The sequence below is a fragment of the Aestuariivirga sp. genome (genome assembly GCF_046294715.1).
GTDB lineage: Bacteria > Pseudomonadota > Alphaproteobacteria > Rhizobiales > Aestuariivirgaceae > Aestuariivirga.
In genome coordinates this window covers 12515-31474 of sequence record NZ_JBKBKI010000020.1, presented here as the reverse complement: position 1 = coordinate 31474, position 18960 = coordinate 12515, and the positions used below count along the sequence as shown (strand labels likewise).

Sequence of the window (18960 nt, the reverse complement as noted above, 5' to 3'; positions counted from 1 at the left end):
AACGGGCCGCCGCCCGTCCGGTTCCAGATCAGAACCCCGTGGAAAACCAGGAGATCAGCCGACCTTCACCCAGTTCCTCGTCCGGGAGGAGGCAATCGCCGCCTCCACCACCTTCTGGATCTCATAGGCTTCCCGGAAGTCCGGGGTGGCCTTCCTCCCCGCGCCGATGGCGCCGAGGAACTCGCCCATCTCGATGGTCTTGAGGTCGTTGAAGCCGAGCTGGTGGCCTCCCGCCACGCAGAACTGGCCATAGGGGGCATGCTGCGGCCCGGCTTCGATCCGCACATACCCTGAAGTGCCGGCCGGGCCGCCCGCCTTGTAGAACATGAGTTCGTTCAGCCGCTCCTGGGAAAAGACCAGGGAGCCCCTTTCGCCGGTCAGTTCGAAGCCGAGCTGCATCTTGCGGCCCGTGGCGACCCAGTTCGCCTCGATGGTGCCGCCGCAGCCGCGGCCGAACTGGACCAGCAGGCGCGCCACGTCATCCACCATCACGTCCCGCCGCTCGCTCGCTCCACGCGCGACCGGCCTGGACTTCACGATGGTGCGCACATCCGCACTCACCTCGGCGATGGGTCCGAGCAGGAAGCGCGCCATGCCGATGATATGGGAGCCGAGATCGGCGATCACCCCCGGACCGCCGACAGGGTCGATCCGCCAGGTGTAAGGGGTTTCCGGATCATGCATGTAGTCTTCGGCGTGAATGCCGCGAAAGCCAGTGATCTCGCCAAGCTCGCCCGCGGCGATCATGTCCCGGGCGAGCTTCAAGAGCGGGTTCTTGATATAGTTGAAACCGACCTGGGTGGTGACCCCGGCCTTCTCCGCCGCCCCGACCATTTCCACGGAATCGGCGAGTGAGGGCGAGAGCGGCTTTTCGCAGTGGACGTGCTTTCCCGCGGCGATGGCGGCGAGTGCCATTTCCTTGTGGAGCGTGTTCGGTGTGGTGATCGAGACAACGTCGATACGCGGGTCCTGCACCAGCTCGCGCCAGTTGCCCGTGGAGCGCAGAAAGCCGAACTGGCGCGCTGCCTTGGCCGCCGCATCGGCATCCACGTCGGCGATCATCTCCAGCCGCGGTGGGGGGATTTCGGGGAAGGCGGCGAGTGCGGCGCGATAGGCGAAGGCGTGCGCCTTGCCCATGAAGCCCGTGCCGATGATGCCGATGCCGAGTTCCTTCGTCACGCCACCACCTCGTAGCCCGCGGCCGCCATCACGCGCATCAGTTCCCTGTGGCCAGTTTGCGCCATCCTGAGAGGCGGCGCCTTCTTCGGATCCTGCTCGGCCTCGACCACGAACCAGCCCTCATAGCCATAGGAGGCGAGCTTCTTCACGATCGCCTCGAAATCGAGCGAGCCGTCGCCCGGCACGGTGAAGGCGCCCTTGATCACCGCGTCGAGGAAACTCTCCTTGGTGCGGTCGAGCTCCCTGATCACGTCCATGCGCACATCCTTCGTGTGAACGTGCCGGATGCGGGCGTGATGCTTGTCGATGCAGCGGAGCACATCGCCGCCGGCGAAGGCCATGTGGCCGGCATCGAACAGCAGCGAAATCGTCGAGTTGGCCATGAACAAATCGAGCTCGGGTTCGGTCTCGACCACTGCCGCCATATGGTGGTGGTAGACGAGCGGCATGCCCTGGGCCTCGACCCATCTCGCGAACTCGGACATTTTCGCGCCATAGGCCTTCATCTCGGCTTCCGAGAGCTTCGGCTTGGTGGCGAGCGGCTTCGAGCGGTCGCCCTGGATCGAGCGGCCGACCTCGCCATAGACGATGCAAGGTGCGTTCACGGCCTTGAACAGGTCGATCATCGGCTGGATGCGCTGCTGGTTTGCCGCAATGGATTCGTCCACGAGGGTGCCGGAGAACCAGCCGCCGCAAAGGGTTACATCCGCCTTCCTGAGGATCGGCAGCATCTCCGCAGCCGATTCCGGAAAGCGGCGCCCTTTCTCCATGCCGGTGAAGCCCGCCGAGCGCGACTGCCTGAGGCATTCCTCGAGCGACACGTCATCGGAGAGCTCCGGCAGGTCGTCGTTCCACCAGGCGATGGGCGACATGCCCAGCTTTGCTTTCATCGTCTCAGACTCCAATGCGTTGCTTCTTGCGGATCGTGTCGTGGTGGGCGCGCGCCTCCTGAACTTCCGGTCGGTCGGAGACTTCCGGAACGCCCACGTCCCAATCGGCGTCGCCCGGCACCCAGGCGAATGCGTCGGTGACGATGGAGATCACTGTGGTGCGGTCCGTGGTCCGGGCCCATTGGAGGGCAGCATCGAGATCGGCCAGGCTCTCGCAGTGACGGGTCGACGCTCCCATCGACTCGGCATGCTTGGCGAAATCGACCGCGAAGGCCTGCTTCACGCGGCTGTCCTTGATGAGGTTGTTGAAGGAGGGCGTGCCCTTGAAGTTCTGCAAACGGTTGATAACTGCGTAGCCACCATTGTCGCAGACCACGACGATCATCTTGTGGCCGGTCAGCACCGTCGAATAGATGTCGGAGTTCATCATCAGGTAGGAGCCGTCGCCAACCATCACGATGGTCTCGCCATCGCCCTTCTTTGCCATGGCATGTCCCCAGCCGCCGGCGATCTCGTAGCCCATGGCGGAGAAGCCGAATTCGAGGTCATAGGTGTTGGGGCTCTTGACCCGCCAGCCCTTGGCGGTCTCGCCGGGAAGGCCGCCGGCCGCCGTCACCATCGTGTCGTTGGGTGCCGCCCACTGGTTCACCACGCCCACCACCTGCGCATAGGTCGGCACCGCTGCGTTGGTGGCCTTCTGGTGCTGGTCCAGCAGTTCGTTCCAGCTCTTGAAGGCGGTCCTGCCCCGCGCCGTCCAGGCCGCATCGGCCTTCCAGTCGCCGAGCGCGGCTTCGAGCTCCGTTACGGTCTCCCTCGCATCGCCGACGACGGACAGCGCGCGGTGCTTCACCGCATCGTAGCGGGCAGCGTTGATCGAAACGAATTTCGCGTCATGGCTGAACACCGTCCAGGAGCCGGTCGTGAAGTCCTGCAGCCTGGTGCCGATGGCGATGATGACATCCGCCGCACCCGCCATCTCGTTGGCCGAGGTGGAGCCGACGACACCGATGGGGCCGACGTGCGCCGGGTGGTCATGGGTGACCGCACCCTTCCCCGCAATCGTCTCAGCCAGCGGGATGCCGTGCTTCAGCGCGAAATCGGCGACTTCGCGGTTGGCATCGGAATAACGCACGCCGCCGCCCGAGATGATGAGCGGGCGCTTGGCGGACCTGATGAGCTCGACCGCCTGCGCCACGCGGTTGCGGTCGGGCCGGGGACGCGGGATGGTGTGCACCGTCGGTGCGAAGAAAGCTTCGGGATAGTCGAAGGCGAGTTCCTGCGTGTCCTGGCAGAGGCCGAGGAAGGCGGGGCCGCAATCGCCCGGGTCAAGCATGCAGGCCACCGCCTGCGGGAGCGAGGAGATGATCTGCTCCGGGTGCGTGATGCGGTCCCAGTAGCGTGTCACGGCTTTGAAGGCGTCGTTCACCGATGTCGTCGGGTTGTGGAAGTGCTCGACCTGCTGCAGCACCGGATCAGGCCGGCGGTTGGCGAAGACGTCGCCCGCCAGGATGAGGATGGGGAGCCGGTTGGAGTGGGCACAGCCCGCCGCCGTCACCATGTTGAGGGCGCCAGGTCCGATCGAGGAGAGCGCCACCATGATTTGCCGCCGCCGCATCGCCTTGGCATAGCCCACCGCGGCCAAAGCCATGGATTGCTCGTTCTGCCCGCGCCACGTCGGCAGCTTGTCCTGCACCGCCTCGAGCGCCTCCGAGAGGCACGTCACGTTGCCATGGCCGAAGATGCCGAATAGCCCTGCGAAGAGCGGCTCCTTCTTGCCGTCGATGATGGTGAACTGGTTGCACAGGTAGCGCACGAGCGCCTGCGCCATGGTCAAGCGGACAGTGGACATGCGGTGTCTCCCATTCATGAGGCCTGGAACGGTTTATCTATTTCGTTGATCAGTGGAATGCAATTTCCATTTTCCACCGCTTTGCCTTTCGGTGCGCGGCAGTCGCGCCTTCCGGTCGCGCGCGATTTCCGTAACGCTGGGGATGCGCGGCACGCGGTCCTTGCCCGGCTGCAGCAGGGCCGCAGTCGCGGTGGCGAGGCACTGGACCAGGCACATGGGCGCGGCGAGTGAACGCGAGAAGGAATACTCGTCTTCCGGCACGGTGAACAGCACGCGCGCGTTCTTGGCCAGGGGCGAGAGCGGCCCATCGGTGATGGCGATGACCGGCGCCTGGGCGGCATCGGAGATGGCCACCACCTCCTTCGCATAGTGACGGAAGGCGATTGCGACGAGCACATCGCGGCTGGTCATGGTCTGCGCCATCTCGGGCGCGAGCCCGCCCGCGGGATCGAGCAACACGACACGGCGGTGCAGCATGGTGAGGAGATAGCGGAGCAGGCCCGCCAGCGGCTCCGAGCGGAGCTGTCCGGCGATGTAAACGGTATCGGCCGCAGTGAGAAGCTTCGCGGCGGCGGCCAGCGCCTCTTCTGTCACCGTGTCGAGCAGGCCCTGCAACGAGGCGATGTCGCGCACCACGAGATCTCGCAGGTGGCCCATGTTGCCCTGCCCGCCCTTGCGCGAGAGTTCCTCCTCAAGGGCGCTGATGCGCTCCCGGAAGCCGGGTGCGGCCGTGGCGAGGCGGGTCTGGAATACAGCCTGCAGGTCCTTGAAGCCGGCGTAGCCCAGGCCTTGCGCGAAGCGCACGAGACTCGAAGGGTGGACTCCGCATTTCTCGGCGATGGCGTTGATCGACTCGAGCGCGATGACGTTGGGGTTCTGCGTGAAGAACCGCGCGATCTGCTGTGAGCCGGGCGAGAGCGTGGCATAGCCGCGCGTGATGAGGTTCACCACGCCCTCGTAACTGCGGGGCATCGCCTTGGCTGTCTTGCTCTCGGGCATCGCGACACCGGATTAGAGCGCCGCCCGAGCCTTGACAAGAAAAATTCATTGCCCCAATCAGGATGCCGCAACGACTGTTGCAGAAACGGATGGGCATCGCATGTATGAGTCCTACGGCCTGCTGATCGGCGGTGAATGGCGGCGCAAGGGAGGCGCGGGCGAGATCGCGGTGAGCGATCCGGCGACGGGCGAGGTCATGGGCACCGCTCCGGCGGCTTCCGCCGAAGAGGTGGAGGAAGCGATCGATTGCGCCGCGAAAGGCCAGAAGCTGTGGCGCGGCACGCAAGCCTGGATGCGCGCCGACCTGTTGCATCGCGTTGCAGACCGGATGGTCTCCCGTGCCGAGGAGGCGGCGCGGCGGATCACGCTGGAGACGGGCAAACCGCTCGCCCAGGCGAAGCGCGAATGGGGGCTCTCCACCGATCAGTTCCGCTGGTATGCCGAGGAGGCCCGCCGCATCTATGGCCGCATCATCGAGAGCCGGGCACCGGGAGGCCGCGTCGAGATCTCGCACGAGCCCGTCGGCATTGCCGCTGCCTTCACCGCCTGGAATTTCCCGGCCTTCCTGATCGCCCGCAAGGTGGCCCCTGCCCTGGCCGCGGGCTGCTCGATCATCGTGCGGCCGTCGCGCGAGGTGCCGGGCACGGCCATGCTGCTCATGGACTGCGTGAAGCAGGCTGGCGTTCCGGCGGGCGTGGTCAATCTGGTGATCGGCCCCACTGCAACCACCTACGATCCGATCATGGCCTCTCCCGCGGTGCGCAAGATCTCGCTCACGGGTTCGACGGCGATCGGCCAGCAGATGATCCGAGATTCCGCCGCGACGCTGAAGCGCGTCTCGATGGAGCTCGGCGGCAACGCGCCGGTGATCGTGTTCGACGATGCCGACGTCGAGCAGGTGCTCGATCTTTCAGTGCCCGTGAAGTTCGCCAATGCGGGCCAGGTCTGCGTCACGGCGGACCGCTTCTATGTGCATGAAAGGCTCGTGAAACCCTTCGTCGAGGGCTTCACGGCACGGGCCCGGGCGCTGAAGCTGGGACACGGGCTGGAGGAGTCCACCCAAATGGGGCCGCTCATCAACCAGCGCCGCGTGGACGCGATGGAAAGGATCGTGGCCGATGCGAAGGGGCGGGGCGGCAGGATCGAGACCGGCGGCGGCAGGCCTGCCGGGCAGAACAAGGGCTTCTTCTTCGAACCGACCGTGATCACCGGCCTTCCCGACGACGCGTTGGCCGTGGCGGAGGAGAATTTCGGGCCGATCGCCGCCATCTCCCCTTTCGACAGCGCGGAAGAGGCCTATGCGCGGGCCAATACCAGCGAGCACGGGCTCGCTGCTTACGTCTTCACACGCGAGCCGGCCCGCATGCGCGAGGCGGCGCAGCGGCTCGAGGCGGGCATGGTGGGTGTGAATTCCTACGCGCTCGCCGCGGCGGAGGCGCCCTTCGGCGGCATCAAGGCCAGCGGCATGGGCCGCGAAGGCGGCGCGGAAGGCATTCTCGACTACATGAACGTGAAGCTGACGCAAGTTGCGGTGTGAGGGAGGCGGCAATGGCACAGAACAATGTCCGGCGGCTGTGGGCAGAGCGCAAGCCGGTGCTCAACGGCTGGCTTTCCATCGGCAGCACCTTCACCGCCGAGATCATGTCGGGCCAGGGCTATGACGCGGTGACGATCGACCAGCAGCACGGTTTCCTCGGCTATGACGCGCTCGCCCCCATGCTGCAGGCGGTGAAGGCTTCCCCCGTGACGCCCATGGTGCGCGTGCCGTGGCTTGCGGCGGGCGACATCATGAAGGCGCTGGACGCGGGCGCGCTCGGCATCATCTGCCCGATGATCAATACGCGGGAAGAGGCCGAATTCCTCGTCTCCTGCATGCGCTACCCGCCCCACGGCCAGCGCAGCATGGGGCCGACCCGCGCGGTCTTCGCGCATGGCGGGGATTATGGAAAGTGGGCTGACGAGGACGTGCTCTGCCTCGCCATGATCGAGACGGCGGACGGCATGAAGAACCTGCGAGAAATCGTGGAAACACCGGGGCTTGACGGCGTCTATATCGGGCCTGCCGACCTGACGCTGGGCCTCGCCGGGCGCAAGTATCCGACGGGCTTCGACCGGGAGGAGCCGGAGATCGTGGAGGCGATAAAGACCGTCCTGGCGCGGGCGCACGAGGCGGGGATCAAGGCCTGCCTGCATTGCGGCAGCTCGGCCTATGCGGCGAGGGCGATCGGCTGGGGCTTCGACCTGGTGACGCTGCTGAACGACGTGCGCCTCCTCGCCGGGGCGGCCAGGGCGAGCATCGACCAGGCGCGAAAGCTGATCGGCGAACAGGTGGCGGACGCAGCTCCGCCAAAGAACGCAAGTTATTGAAATGCCTCATGTTCTTGTGGCCGGAAAGCTGCATCCGGCAGGGCTCGAACGGCTGAAGCAGGCGCAAGGCGTGAGCTTCACGCTGGTCGAGGAGGTGTCCATCGAGTCCTATCTGCCGCACCTGCCCGAGGCCGATGCGGTGATCCTCCGAACCCAACCGCTGACGGCGGAGGCGGTTGCCGCCGCGCCGCGCCTCGCCATCGTTTCGCGGCATGGCGTAGGCTATGACGCGGTGGACGTCAAGGCATTGAACGAACGAGGAATTCCGCTCTGCATCGTGGGCGACGTCAACTCCCGCGCGGTGGCCGAGCACACGCTGATGCTGATGCTGGGCGTGGCGCGCCAGGTTGCCCGGCACGATGCCGCCGCGCGGCATGGCGACTGGAATGTGAGGAACCGCTTCGAGACCGTGGAGCTTGACGGCAAGTGCCTGTTATTGCTTGGTTTCGGGCGGATCGGACGTCGCGTGGCGGAGCTTGCCCAGGCCTTCGGCATGGCGGTTTCGGCGCATGACCCGTTCGTCAAGCCGGAGGTGATGGCGAAGCACGGGGTGAAGCCGGTGGCGGAGCTTCGCGCCGCCCTCGCCGCGGCGGATTACGTTTCGCTGCACATGCCGGGCTCGGCCGAGGGCGCGCTGATCGGGGAGAAGGAGCTGGCGCTGATGAAGCCGACGGCCGTTCTGGTCAACGCGGCACGTGGCGGACTGGTCGATGAAATCGCTTTAGACAAGGCTTTGCGCGAGGGGCGGCTGTTCGGCGCCGGGCTCGACGTGCTGGAGCGGGAGCCCCCTGCCCCGGACCACCCGCTGCTGTCCAACCCGCGGGTGCTGCTCAGCCCGCACGCCGCGGGGCTGACGGGGGAGTGCGCGGCGCGGATGGCGGTGGCCTCCGTGCAGAACGTGCTCGACCATTTCGCGGGGAAACTCGACGCGGCACTCGTCGTCAACGCAACGGCGATCGGTTACGCCTGACATGCATTTTCGTTGCGAAATGTTGTCAAAAACGTTGTCTCCTGTTGCGCAGCGCCGTGCTCATGCGGAGCGCCTCCAGTTCCCCGGCCCGGCCAGCCCGGCGAGTTCGTCCTGGAGGAGCTGTGCCAGGCGCGCACGCGGATCGCCCAGGAGGTAGACCGGCACGTCCGGGAGCGGCGGCAGGGACTCTCCGGCGGCGGCCTCCTCGAGGCCGGCGGGGGCGGTGCCCCTGGCCATGGAGGTGACGGCGAGGCCCGAGCGCACCGCCGCCACGACGCCGGCATGGGTGCGGCTCTGGGCCTGGATGAACCAGGACCGGCGGGCGCCATCGAGGGCCGCGGTCATCGCCCGGCGGAAGACGCAGCCCTCGGGATAGGCGGCGAGCGGCAGGGGAGCGCCTGGCTGCGGCGCAAAGCCGGGACGGCGCACCCAGCAAAGCGCGAGCTCGGCCTCGAAGAGCGCGGCGGCCGGCCGCGCCGCCAGCGTGAGGAGGGCGAGATCGAGCTGCTTCTGCTGGAGCCTGGCGGCGAGGCTGGCGCTCAGGTCGCAGACGATCTCGATTTCCTGGCCGCTGTCCGGCCCCAGCCGGGAGAGCGCGCGGGGCAGGATGCCCAGCGCGTAATCATCCGGCACGCCGAGGCGGAGGCGCTGGCGGGGCTTGCCGCTGCGGGTGGCGGAGATCATCTCGTCATAGGCGGCGAGAACGCCCAGCGCGCGGGCGTAGAACTCGGCGGCGCGCGTGGTGGGCTCGAGGCCCTGCGGCAGGCGGCGGAACAGCGCCTCGCCGAGCTCGGTCTCGACGAGCTTGAGGCGCATGCTCATGGCGGCCTGGGTGCAGCGGAGCTTTTCCGCCGCGCGGGAGAGCGAGCCCAGCTCGTAGATCGCCACGAAGCTGCGCAGCAGCCGGAGTTCGATGTCCATGGGCTTCAGCCTAGCTTATGGGCGGCATAAGGACAATTTGCTTGCGGGGCGCGCGCCTTCAGGCTCGAGCATGGATCTCTCATCGGGGAGGACAGCATGATCGTCGGATTCATCGGGCTCGGCACCATGGGCGCGAACGCGGCGCGGAACGTCAGGCGGGCGGGCTTCGAGATGGTGGTTTACGACATCAGGCCCGAGGCGGTGGCTCAGCAGACAGGCCCCGGCGTTTCCGGAGCGGCGAGCCCCGCCGAGGTGCTGGACCGCGCCGACGTCGCCGTCAGCATGGTGTTCGGGCCGAAGGAGGTGGAACAGGTGGTGCGCGGCCCATCGGGCTTTCTCTCCACCTCCTGCCGGGGGAAATACTGGATCGACATGACGACCTCGAGCCCGAAGCTGATGCGGGAGCTCGCGGCAGAATTCGGGGCCAGGGGCGGGCACGCGGTGGACGCGCCGGTGACGGGCTCGGTGGATGCGGCGATCCGCGGCGACATGCCGATGTTCGTGGGCGGCGACGACGCGGCGGTCGAGCACGTGCGGCCGGTGATCGAGGCGATGGGCGAGCTGCGCCACGTCGGGGGCTACGGAACCGGCTACGTGGCGAAGCTCGTCAACAACCAGCTGTGGAAGATCCACGCGGCGGCGATCGGCGAGGCGATGGTGACGGCGAAGCTCGCGGGGCTCGACCCGCTGGTGTGGTGGAACGCCATGAAGGGCGGGGCCGCCGACAGCTTCGTGATGCGCCACGACGTGCCCTCGATCTTCGCCGGGCACTATGACCCCTCCTTCCCCATCGCGCTGTGCCTGAAGGACCTGGCGCTGATCCGGGAACTGATGGAGGAGACGGGCACCCGCAGCGAAATGACCGAGGCGGCCCATGCCCGCTTCCGGGAGGCGGGCGAGCGCTATGGGCCCAAGGCCGGTGAAATGACGGTTTGCCGCCTGATCGAGGAGGATGCCGCGACCGACCTCCGGGTGGCGGGGGACTGGGAGAAGCCCTGGGAGGCCCAACACCCCTCCGGGCCTGCGAAAAAAACCGCCCGGTGAGGACAGTTCACCCGACTTGGCCTTGCGAAGTTCTCAGGACGAGTCAAGAATGGCTTCGCGAAAGCCACAGGAGAGGTCGCTCAGCGCCAAGCCCGCGGCTCCCCCGCGGGTATTCAGGCCGGAAGTGCCGGCCAACGGACAAAGGTACAAACGAGGAGGAACCCTAGATGATGTTTTTCAAGAAGAACGGCAAGCCCATGCCGGAGGTCTTCGGCCCGCTGGCCGAGGAGACCAAGGCCGGGCGCTTCAGCCGCCGCGAATTCCTGGCGCTGGCCAGCGCCTTCGGCGCCTCGGCGGCCACCGCCTATGGCATGATCGGCCTCAGCCACACGCCGGCCAGGGCCCAGGAAGGCAAGAGGGGCGGCGTCCTCAAGATGCAGATGCTCATCAAGGAGATGAAGGACCCGCGCACCTGGGACTGGTCGGAAATGGCCAACGTCTCGCGCCAGGCCAATGAATACCTGGTGCGCTACAACCGCGACGGCACGTTCACCGGGCAGCTCGTCGAGAGCTGGGACGTGAACGACGACGCCACCGAATACACGCTGAACCTGCGGAAGGGCGTGAAGTGGTCGAACGGCGACGACTTCACCGCAGACGACGTGATCTACAACCTCACCCGCTGGTGCGACAAGGCGGCCGAGGGCAACTCGATGGCCGGCCGCGTGGGCACGCTGATCGATGCCGCGACCAACAAGGCCGCCGAGGGCGCCATCACCAAGGTGGACGACCACACGGTGAAGCTCAAGACCGCGGCCTCCGACATCACCATCATCCCGGGCTTCTGCGACTATCCGGCGATCGTCGTGCACCGCGACTTCGACAAGAACCCCGACATGCTGAAGACGCCGGGCACCGGGCCTTACGAGATCACCGAGTATCAGGTGGGCTCGCGCGCCGCGGTGAAGCGCCGCGAGAACTTCACCTGGTGGGGCGGCGACGCCTATCTCGACGGCATCGAGTTCATCGACTACGGCGAGGAGCAGAACGCCACGGTGGCCGCGCTGGAGGCGGGCGAGATCGACGCCAACTACCAGACGACGGGCGAGACCGTGACGCTCTTGGACGGCATGGACCTCGTGAAGTCGGAGGCGGTGACGGCCTCGACCATCGTCATCCGCACCAACATCAACAACAAGCCCTACGAGGACAAGAAGGTAAGAAACGCCCTGCAGCTCGCCGTGGACAACGCGGTCGTGCTCCAGCTCGGCTACAACAACGCCGGCACGGTGGGCGAGAACCACCACGTCTGCCCGATCCACCCGGAATATTACGAGCTGCCGAAGATCGCGCGCGACCTCGAGAAGGCCAAGGCGCTGATGACCGAGGCGGGGCAGATGGACACCGAGTTCGAGCTCCTCTCCTACGAGCAGGACTATGTGAAGAACCCGGCCGACGTGATCGCCGAGCAGTGCCGCGAGGCGGGCTTCAAGATCAAGCGCACGGTGATCCCGGGCTCGACCTTCTGGAACGACTGGACGAAGTATCCCTGGTCGACCACCGAGTGGAACATGCGCCCGCTCGGCGTGCAGGTGCTGGCGCTCGCCTACCGCTCCGGCGAGGCCTGGAACGAGACGGCCTATTCGAACCCCGAGTTCGACAAGAAGCTGAACGCGGCGCTTGCCATCGCGGATGCCCACTCGCGCCGCGAGTTGATGAAGGACATCGAGCAGATCCTGCAGGACGACGGCGTCATCATCCAGCCCTTCTGGCGCTCGCTCTACCGCCACACCAAGCCCTATGTGAAGGGCTTCGACATGCACCCGACCTTCGAGCTTCACCTCGAGAAGGTCTGGCTCGACAAGTAGTGCAGATGGGGCGGGGAGGCCGGCAGGCTTCCCCGCCCTCTTCGTCTCCGACGCAAGAAGCGGAGCGTTGAATTCCGGAATACAAGGGGGCGGGGTATTCAATGCTGACATTTCTGGCGCGGCGGCTCGGCATCATGGCGCTGACCATGTTCTGCCTGTCGCTGGTGGTTTTCTTCTTCGTCAATCTCGAGCCGAACCTGAAGAAGCTCGCGATCTTCAACACCCAGCAGCGCGCCAGCGCGGAAGACCTCGAGAACTGGCTGACGCGCAACGGCTACCGCGACAATTTCTTCGTGCGCTACGGGCGCTGGATCGGCGTCGTCAAGCAGCAGCCGGTGATCGACGTCAACACCGGCGAGCTGGTGCCGCGCTTCCGCTTCTGCGACGAGCCCTCCGAGCCCGCCTACAACGGCATATTGCAGGGCAATTTCGGCTGCTCCACCGCCTTCAAGACCAAGGTCGAGAACCGCCTGCCGCAGGGCCTCAAGGCCACCGGCCTGCTGATGTTCTGGGTGATGATCACCATGGTGCCCGCGGCCCTCGTCATCGGCGTGCTGGCCGGCATGCGGGAGGGCTCGCGGCTCGACCGCGGCCTCTCGGTGCTCTCCATCACCTCCACCGCCACGCCCGAATACGTCTCGGGCATCATCTTCTCGGTGGTCTTCGCCACCTGGCTCAAGGTGCTGAACGGCTCGGCGGCCACCGCCACCTCGGAAGGCATCAGCTTCTACAATTTCTCCCTTCCCGTGATGACGCTCGCCATATACGGCGTGGGCTACATCGCGCGCATGACCAGGGCCTCGATGGCGGAGGTGATGGCCTCGCAATACATCCGCACCGCGCGGCTCAAGGGCCTGAGCTTCGCCCAGGTCGTCATGAAACACGCGCTGCGGAACGCGCTGATCGCGCCCTTCACCGTGATCATGCTGCAGTTCCCCTGGCTGCTCTCGGGCGTCGTCGTGGTGGAGGCGATCTTCCGCTACCAGGGCTTCGGCTTCCTGCTGATCTCGGCCGCCTCCAACAACGACATCGACCTGCTGCTCGCCTGCGGGCTCGTCTCGGTGGCGGTGGTGCTGGCCACGCAGCTGATATCGGATATCGGCTATGCCTGGCTCAACCCCAGAATCCGGATGAGCTGAGGAGAGGCCCCATGGAAAACATCGGAACCCTCGGCGTCATCACCGGCATCATCGCGCGGTTCTGGCCGGTGTGGCTGGCGCTCGCCGTGCTTCTCGCCGCCTCCTTCCTCTATCGCAGGAGGCTCGGGCTCTACGGGCACCTGATCGGCTCCGGCGTGGGGCTGGCGGGCGTGCTGATCGTCGCCTTCTGGCTGTTCACCGCGATCTTCGCCGACATCGTGGCGCCCTTCGCGCCGCTCAATCAGATCGCGGTGATGAAGCATGCGCTGCCCGGCACGATCGAGCCGCAATCGGGCATTGCCTTCTATCTCGGCGGCGACAAGCTGGCGCGCGACGTGTTCAGCCGCATGGTGCACGGCAGCCGCATCGTGCTGGCGATAGCACCCGCCGCCACCGCCATCTCGCTGATGGTGGGTTCGCTGCTCGGCCTTCCCGCCGGCTATTTCGGCGGCAGGATCGACGCGGTGCTCTCCTTCATCGCCAACCTGGTGCTGGCCTTCCCGGTGATCCTGCTGTTCTACCTGCTGGTGACGCCCGGCATCATGGAGACGCCGGTTCCCTACGCCATGGCGGGCTTCTTCTTCATCTTCCCGATCCTGTTCTTCGTTGCACTTTTCTACACAGGCTATTCGAAGCAGCCGGGCAAGCTCGCCATGCTCCTCGCGGCGGCGCTCCTCATCGGCGGCTACATCTACTCGGGCCTCGTCTTCGACGCCGATCCCTTCGACATCGTCCACATCGAGCCCAACGAGCTCAACATCTTCGTGGCCGTGGCCTTCGCCTCGAGCCCCGGCGTGTTCCGCATCGTGCGCGGCCTCACCATGGACATAAAGACGCGCGAATACATCAACGCCGCCCTGACGCGCGGCGAGACGCCCTGGTACATCATGCTGTGGGAAATATTGCCCAATGCGAGAGGCCCGCTGATCGTCGATACCTGCCTCCGGATCGGCTACACCACGATCCTGCTCGGGACACTCGGCTTCTTCGGACTCGGCATGAGCTCCGAAAGCCCCGACTGGGGCACGGCCATCAAGGACGGCAGCCAGTTCCTGAGGCTCTATGCCTGGCCCGCCCTGGTGCCGGCGATCGCGCTCATGTCCTTCGTGCTGGGGCTCAACCTGCTGGCGGATTCGCTCCGCGAGCAATCGCTGAGGGATTAGGGACGCCATGACCGAACCGATCATCGAGATCAGCAACCTGCACATCTCCTTCTTCACCAAGCTGGGGGAGATCCCCGCCGTCATGGACTTCTCGATGACGGTGATGCCGGGCGAATGCATGGGCCTCGTGGGGGAATCGGGCTGCGGCAAGTCCACCGTGGCGCTCGCCATCATGCGCGACCTTCCGGGCATCGGGCGCATCACCAAGGGCTCGATCAAGTTCCGCGGCCGTGACATGGCGGAGATGAGTGCCGAGGAGCTCCGCCACGTGCGCGGCTCCGAGATCGCCATGGTCTACCAGGAGCCGATGGCGAGCCTCAACCCCTCGATGCGCATCGCCGAGCAGCTCATGGAAGTGCCGATCATCCATGACAAGGTCTCGAAGGAGGAGGCCCGCGCCCGCGCCCTCGACATGGTGAGGGCGGTGAAGCTGCCGGACCCCGAGCGCATCATGAACTCCTATCCGCACCAGCTCTCGGGCGGGCAGCAGCAGCGGATCGTGATCGCCATGGCGCTGCTCTCGAAGCCCGCGCTGCTGCTGCTCGACGAGCCGACCACCGCGCTCGACGTGACGGTGGAGGCGGGAATCGTGGACCTGGTGAAGGACCTCGGCACGAGGCTCGGCACATCCATGATCTTCGTTTCGCACAATCTCGGCCTCATCCGCGAGACCTGCGACAGGATCACCGTGATGTATTCGGGCGAGGCGGTGGAGACGGGCAACATCGGCGACGTGTTCGCGCGCATGCGGCACCCCTATACACAGGGGCTGTTCCGCTCGATCGCCCTTCCCGGAACGGACAAGAACCTGAGGCCCCTGACCGCCATCCCCGGCCAGCTGCCGCTGCCGCACGAGCGGCCGAAGGGGTGCAATTTCGGGCCGCGCTGCGCCTATTTCCAGAAGGGCCGCTGCGATGCGGCCGACATTCCGATGTTCGAGGTGACGGGCGACACGCGCCACGCCAGCCGCTGCCTCAGGATCGACGAGATCGACTGGGCGGCACCGCCGGCGCGGCGCGAGACGCAGGAGGCGATCGCGCCCGGCGAGCCGGTTCTGGTGATCGACCACCTGCAGAAGCACTACCGGGTGGCGGCCAACGAGATCTTCGGCGGCGGCGAGCGGCGCACGGTGAAGGCCAACGAGGACGTGAGCCTGGTGGCACGGGCGGCGGAGACGGTGGCGATCGTGGGCGAATCCGGCTGCGGCAAGTCCACCCTCGCCAAGGTGCTGCTCGGCCTCGAGACGGCGACCGGCGGCAAGGTGAAGCTCGCCGGCGAGGAGATCCAGGGCAAGGGGGTGGAGGCGCGCGGGGCGAAGACCGTGTCCTCGATCCAGATGGTGTTCCAGAACCCGTTCGACACGCTGAACCCCTCGCACACGGTGGGTTCGCAGATCATGCGCACGCTCGAGAAGTTCGGCATCGGCAACACGGTGGCCGAGCGGCGCCAGCGCATGCTGGAGCTGCTCGACCTCGTCAAGCTGCCGCGCGCCTTCGAGCACCGCATGCCGCGCCAGCTCTCGGGCGGGCAGAAACAGCGGATCGGCGTGGCCCGCGCCTTCGCCGGAAGGCCGCATGTGGTGATCGCCGACGAGCCGATGTCGGCGCTGGACGTCTCCGTGCAGGCGGCGGTGACGGAACTGCTGATGGACATCCAGCGCAGCTCCAAGACGACCATGGTGTTCATCAGCCACGACCTCTCGATCGTGCGCTACCTCTCGGACCGCGTCGTCGTCATGTATCTCGGCTACGTGGTGGAATACGGCACGACGGACCAGATCTTCGAGCCGCCCTACCACCCCTACACGGAGGCCCTGCTCTCGGCGATCCCCATCGCCGACACGCGCTTCACCAAGCGCCGCGTGGTTCTCGAAGGCGACATCCCTTCCGCCACCAACCCGCCGCCGGGCTGCCCGTTCCAGACGCGCTGCCCCAGGAAGCACCAGGTGCCGGGCAATCTCTGCGAAACGGAGCTGCCGCCGCTCAGGGACGTGGGCGGCGACCACCAGATCCGCTGCCATCTCTCCGAGGAGATCCTGAGATCCATGGGGCCCGTGATCGTCGCGGCGCCGGAAGCGGAAACGGCGTGAGATGGCGGAGGACGAGATCAGGCTCACGCCCGCGGCGGCGCGCAAGCTGATCCGCGAGGCGCTGACGGGGGCGGGAACATCCCCCGCCAACGCCGCCTATTTCACAGAGGCGATCCTCGACACGGAGCTCTCCGGCCTCGAGGGCCACGGCTTCTACTGGCTGCAGTATTATTGCGAGCACGTGCGGAGCGGCAAGGTGAACGGCAAGGCGAGGCCGAAGATCGAGGCGCTCTCGCCGGTGGCGTTGCGCATCGACGCCAACCGGGGCTTCGCGCACCCGGCGATCGAGGCGGGGTTCAGGAGGCTGGTGCCCGCCGCGAAGAAGTTCGGCATCGCCGGCATGGGCATCCACAATTCCTACAATGCGGCGACGCTCGGCTTCCACACGGGCAACCTCGCGAAGCAGGGCCTCGTGGCCTTCGGCTTCACCAACGCCATGCCGGTGATCGCGCCGGTGGGCGGAAGCGTTCCGGTGATCGGCACCAACCCGATGTCCTTCGCGGTGCCGGGAGCAAAGGGGAAGATCGCCTTCCTGATCGACCAGTCTTCCTCGGCCGTCGCCTGGACGGCGGTGAAGCGCGCGGCCGACGAGGGCCGCGACATTCCGCCGGGCTGGGCGCTCGACAGGAACGGCAGGCCGACGACGAACCCTCACGAAGGGCTCGAGGGCTCGATGGCGCCCGCAGGAGGCTACAAGGGCTTCGGCCAGGGGCTGATCGTGGAGGTGATGTGCGCCGCACTGGCGGGCGCCCTGCGCGGGCCCGAGATGGGCTCCTTCATGGAGAATGACGGCAAGCCCATCGGCTGCGGGCAGTTCTTCATCGCGCTCGAGCCCCGGATGTTCTCGGGCGGCGCGTTCGCGAAGCAGGTGAAGGCGCTGGCGAAGTCGATCACCGCGCAGAAGGGGGCCAGGCTTCCCAATGCGCGGCGTGAGGAGAGCCAGAAGCGCCTCAGGAAGGACGGGCTGCCCATCGCACGCTCCCTGCACGAGCGGCTGAAGAGCTTCGCCTGAGGCCATGCGCCCCGCCACACCCCATCGCAGGCGCCGCGCGGCGGACATCGTGCAGATGCCGTGGCAGCAGTACGAGAACCCCTTTCCTCCGACGCCGCTCATCACCGAGGACGAGGTGGAGGCGATCCATGCCGCGGCGCTGAGGCTGCTCGAAACCGTGGGCGTGCGCTGCGCGGTGAAGGAGGCGCGCGCCCTCCTCGCCAAGGCCGGTGCGATCACGGAGGAGGCCGACGGGCGCGTGAGGCTGGGGCGCGAGATCGTCGAGGAGGCGCTGAAGACGGTGCCCTCCGGGATCACGCTGACGCCGCGCAACGGGGAGCGCGCGGTGCGGATGGGAGGCCGGAACCTCGCCACCGCGGCCGTGCTCGGACCCCCGAACTGCACCGACATCCTGCGCGGGCGGCGCTCCGGCACCCTCGCCGACCTCGAAGAGCTCCTGAAGCTCACGCAGTTCTTCAATGCGGTGCAGATGAACGGCTGGCCGGTGGAGCCGCTCGACATCGAGGTGCGTTTCCGCCATCTCGATGCCGCCTTCGCCATGCTGACTCTGACCGACAAGGTTCCTTACGTGTTCTGCCAGAGCCGCCAGCGCATCGAGGACGTGCTCACCATGTGCGCGATCGCGCGCGGCGAGAGCCTGGAGGAGTTCGGCCGAAGCCCCGGCGTGTTCTCGATCATCAACACCAACACGCCGCTCACCTATGACGTGCCGATGACGGTGGGGGTCATGGAAATGGCGCGGCACGGCCAGCCGGTGCTGCTCACACCCTTCATCATGGCGGGGGCATCCACACCCGCCACCATCGCCTCCGCCATGGCGCTCAACACGGCGGAGGTGCTGTTCGGCGTGACGCTGGCGCAGCTGGTCCGCCCCGGCGCGCCGGTGCTCTATGGCTGCGCGGCGATGAACGTGGACATGAAGACGGGCGCACCCGCCTACGGGCTCGCCGACATGCAGCGCTGCACGCTGATCGGCGGGCAGATGGCCAGGCGCTACGGCATGCCGATGCGCTCCTCCAATTTCAGCGCCTCAAACGTGCCGGATTTCGCCAGCGGCTATGAGTCCGCCAATGCCTGCTTCGCGGCGATCAACGCGGGTGCCAACCTCCTCATGCATGCGGTAGGCTGGGTTGAGGGCGGCCTGTGCACGAGCTACGAGAAATTCGTGCTCGACTGCGAGATCGTGCAGAGCATGGCGCAGACGATGGCGCCGGTGCGCATCGACGCGGATACGCTGGCCCTCGACGAGATCGCCGAGGTGGGACCCGGCGGGCATTTCTTCGGCACGGCCCGCACCATCTCGACCTTCGAGACGGCCTTCTACCGCCCGCTCGTTTCCGCCACGCAGAATTACGGCGCGTGGATGGAAAAGGGCGGCAAGAGTGCGGCCGAGCGCGCCACCGCCATCTGGCAGGAGGCGCTCGCCCAATATGCCGAGCCCGCCACCGACCTCTCGATCCGCGAAGCGCTCTCGGCCTTCGTGGCGAAGCGGAAGGAACAGGGCGGCGCCCCCCTAGACTGAGGAAGCAT

Annotated in this window: 15 protein-coding genes; 10 read left to right on the top strand and 5 right to left on the bottom strand. The window is 66.7% G+C overall.

The window, feature by feature from the left end:
- Positions 1-54: 54 nt before the first annotated feature.
- The 4 genes from ACK4HL_RS13730 to ACK4HL_RS13715 are packed head-to-tail and all read right to left on the bottom strand — an operon-like array spanning position 55 to position 4917.
- On the bottom strand, positions 55-1179 hold the full coding sequence (locus tag ACK4HL_RS13730) for a Gfo/Idh/MocA family protein (RefSeq protein ID WP_409761249.1): 1125 nt from the start codon (positions 1177-1179) through the stop codon (positions 55-57).
- Positions 1176-2069, bottom strand: a complete 894-nt coding sequence (gene iolE / locus ACK4HL_RS13725; RefSeq protein WP_409761247.1) for a myo-inosose-2 dehydratase — start codon at positions 2067-2069, stop codon at positions 1176-1178. Before iolE ends, ACK4HL_RS13730 begins: the two co-directional genes overlap by 4 nt.
- 4 nt (positions 2070-2073) lie before the next feature.
- Positions 2074-3918, bottom strand: coding sequence for a 3D-(3,5/4)-trihydroxycyclohexane-1,2-dione acylhydrolase (decyclizing) (gene iolD / locus ACK4HL_RS13720; protein ID WP_409761245.1), 1845 nt, complete (start codon positions 3916-3918; stop codon positions 2074-2076).
- A 33-nt stretch (positions 3919-3951) separates the two neighbouring features.
- Positions 3952-4917: a MurR/RpiR family transcriptional regulator gene (locus ACK4HL_RS13715; protein ID WP_409761243.1), complete on the bottom strand. Its 966-nt coding sequence runs from the start codon at positions 4915-4917 to the stop codon at positions 3952-3954.
- A gap of 100 nt (positions 4918-5017) precedes the next feature.
- On the opposite strand from ACK4HL_RS13715, the gene ACK4HL_RS13710 reads away from it, so the two are divergent.
- From ACK4HL_RS13710 to ACK4HL_RS13700, 3 genes are read left to right on the top strand one after another with little or no spacing between them, the layout of a single operon-like run.
- Complete coding sequence (locus ACK4HL_RS13710) at positions 5018-6454, top strand: NAD-dependent succinate-semialdehyde dehydrogenase (RefSeq protein WP_409761241.1); 1437 nt, start codon at positions 5018-5020, stop codon at positions 6452-6454.
- A gap of 11 nt (positions 6455-6465) precedes the next feature.
- Complete coding sequence (locus ACK4HL_RS13705; RefSeq protein ID WP_409761239.1) at positions 6466-7284, top strand: HpcH/HpaI aldolase family protein; 819 nt, start codon at positions 6466-6468, stop codon at positions 7282-7284.
- A gap of 1 nt (position 7285) precedes the next feature.
- Positions 7286-8254, top strand: a complete 969-nt coding sequence (locus tag ACK4HL_RS13700) for a hydroxyacid dehydrogenase (RefSeq protein ID WP_409761237.1) — start codon at positions 7286-7288, stop codon at positions 8252-8254.
- Positions 8255-8314: 60 nt separating this feature from the next.
- On the opposite strand, the gene ACK4HL_RS13695 is transcribed toward ACK4HL_RS13700, so the two are convergent.
- Positions 8315-9175, bottom strand: a complete 861-nt coding sequence (locus ACK4HL_RS13695) for a LysR family transcriptional regulator (protein WP_409761235.1) — start codon at positions 9173-9175, stop codon at positions 8315-8317.
- Positions 9176-9271: 96 nt separating this feature from the next.
- Between ACK4HL_RS13695 and ACK4HL_RS13690 the strand changes: the two genes are divergently transcribed.
- From ACK4HL_RS13690 to ACK4HL_RS13660, 7 genes are all read left to right on the top strand, one after another.
- A complete protein-coding gene (locus ACK4HL_RS13690; RefSeq protein WP_409761233.1) occupies positions 9272-10219 on the top strand; it encodes an NAD(P)-dependent oxidoreductase in 948 nt (315 codons plus the stop codon).
- A gap of 167 nt (positions 10220-10386) precedes the next feature.
- Positions 10387-12027 carry an ABC transporter substrate-binding protein gene (locus ACK4HL_RS13685; RefSeq protein ID WP_409761231.1) on the top strand — a complete coding sequence of 547 codons (1641 nt, stop codon included), beginning with the start codon at positions 10387-10389 and terminating at the stop codon, positions 12025-12027.
- Between the two features lie 101 nt (positions 12028-12128).
- Positions 12129-13166: an ABC transporter permease gene (locus tag ACK4HL_RS13680; RefSeq protein WP_409761229.1), complete on the top strand. Its 1038-nt coding sequence runs from the start codon at positions 12129-12131 to the stop codon at positions 13164-13166.
- Between the two features lie 11 nt (positions 13167-13177).
- Entirely contained in the window at positions 13178-14329 is a 1152-nt protein-coding gene (locus tag ACK4HL_RS13675; RefSeq protein ID WP_409761227.1) for an ABC transporter permease, read from the top strand.
- A gap of 7 nt (positions 14330-14336) precedes the next feature.
- Positions 14337-16418 carry a dipeptide ABC transporter ATP-binding protein gene (locus ACK4HL_RS13670; RefSeq protein ID WP_409761225.1) on the top strand — a complete coding sequence of 694 codons (2082 nt, stop codon included), beginning with the start codon at positions 14337-14339 and terminating at the stop codon, positions 16416-16418.
- 1 nt (position 16419) lies between these two features.
- On the top strand, positions 16420-17430 hold the full coding sequence (locus tag ACK4HL_RS13665; RefSeq protein ID WP_409761223.1) for an Ldh family oxidoreductase: 1011 nt from the start codon (positions 16420-16422) through the stop codon (positions 17428-17430).
- Positions 17431-17434: 4 nt separating this feature from the next.
- The gene (locus ACK4HL_RS13660) at positions 17435-18952 is read left to right on the top strand and encodes a trimethylamine methyltransferase family protein (RefSeq protein WP_409761221.1); all 1518 of its coding nucleotides are present in this window, start codon (positions 17435-17437) and stop codon (positions 18950-18952) included.
- Positions 18953-18960 lie beyond the last annotated feature (8 nt).

Excerpts from the sequence above, each read along its gene's own strand:
- ACK4HL_RS13700 (WP_409761237.1), top strand. The coding sequence starts at position 7,286 with ATGCCTCATGTTCTTGTGGCCGGAAAGCTGCATCCGGCAGGGCTCGAA.
- ACK4HL_RS13675 (WP_409761227.1), top strand. The coding sequence starts at position 13,178 with ATGGAAAACATCGGAACCCTCGGCGTCATCACCGGCATCATCGCGCGG.
- ACK4HL_RS13685 (WP_409761231.1), top strand. The coding sequence starts at position 10,387 with ATGATGTTTTTCAAGAAGAACGGCAAGCCCATGCCGGAGGTCTTCGGC.
- ACK4HL_RS13705 (WP_409761239.1), top strand. The coding sequence starts at position 6,466 with ATGGCACAGAACAATGTCCGGCGGCTGTGGGCAGAGCGCAAGCCGGTG.
- ACK4HL_RS13665 (WP_409761223.1), top strand. The coding sequence starts at position 16,420 with ATGGCGGAGGACGAGATCAGGCTCACGCCCGCGGCGGCGCGCAAGCTG.
- iolD (WP_409761245.1), bottom strand. The coding sequence starts at position 3,918 with ATGTCCACTGTCCGCTTGACCATGGCGCAGGCGCTCGTGCGCTACCTG.
- ACK4HL_RS13660 (WP_409761221.1), top strand. The coding sequence starts at position 17,435 with ATGCGCCCCGCCACACCCCATCGCAGGCGCCGCGCGGCGGACATCGTG.
- ACK4HL_RS13715 (WP_409761243.1), bottom strand. The coding sequence starts at position 4,917 with ATGCCCGAGAGCAAGACAGCCAAGGCGATGCCCCGCAGTTACGAGGGC.
- ACK4HL_RS13680 (WP_409761229.1), top strand. The coding sequence starts at position 12,129 with ATGCTGACATTTCTGGCGCGGCGGCTCGGCATCATGGCGCTGACCATG.
- ACK4HL_RS13670 (WP_409761225.1), top strand. The coding sequence starts at position 14,337 with ATGACCGAACCGATCATCGAGATCAGCAACCTGCACATCTCCTTCTTC.
- ACK4HL_RS13710 (WP_409761241.1), top strand. The coding sequence starts at position 5,018 with ATGTATGAGTCCTACGGCCTGCTGATCGGCGGTGAATGGCGGCGCAAG.
- iolE (WP_409761247.1), bottom strand. The coding sequence starts at position 2,069 with ATGAAAGCAAAGCTGGGCATGTCGCCCATCGCCTGGTGGAACGACGAC.
- ACK4HL_RS13695 (WP_409761235.1), bottom strand. The coding sequence starts at position 9,175 with ATGGACATCGAACTCCGGCTGCTGCGCAGCTTCGTGGCGATCTACGAG.
- ACK4HL_RS13690 (WP_409761233.1), top strand. The coding sequence starts at position 9,272 with ATGATCGTCGGATTCATCGGGCTCGGCACCATGGGCGCGAACGCGGCG.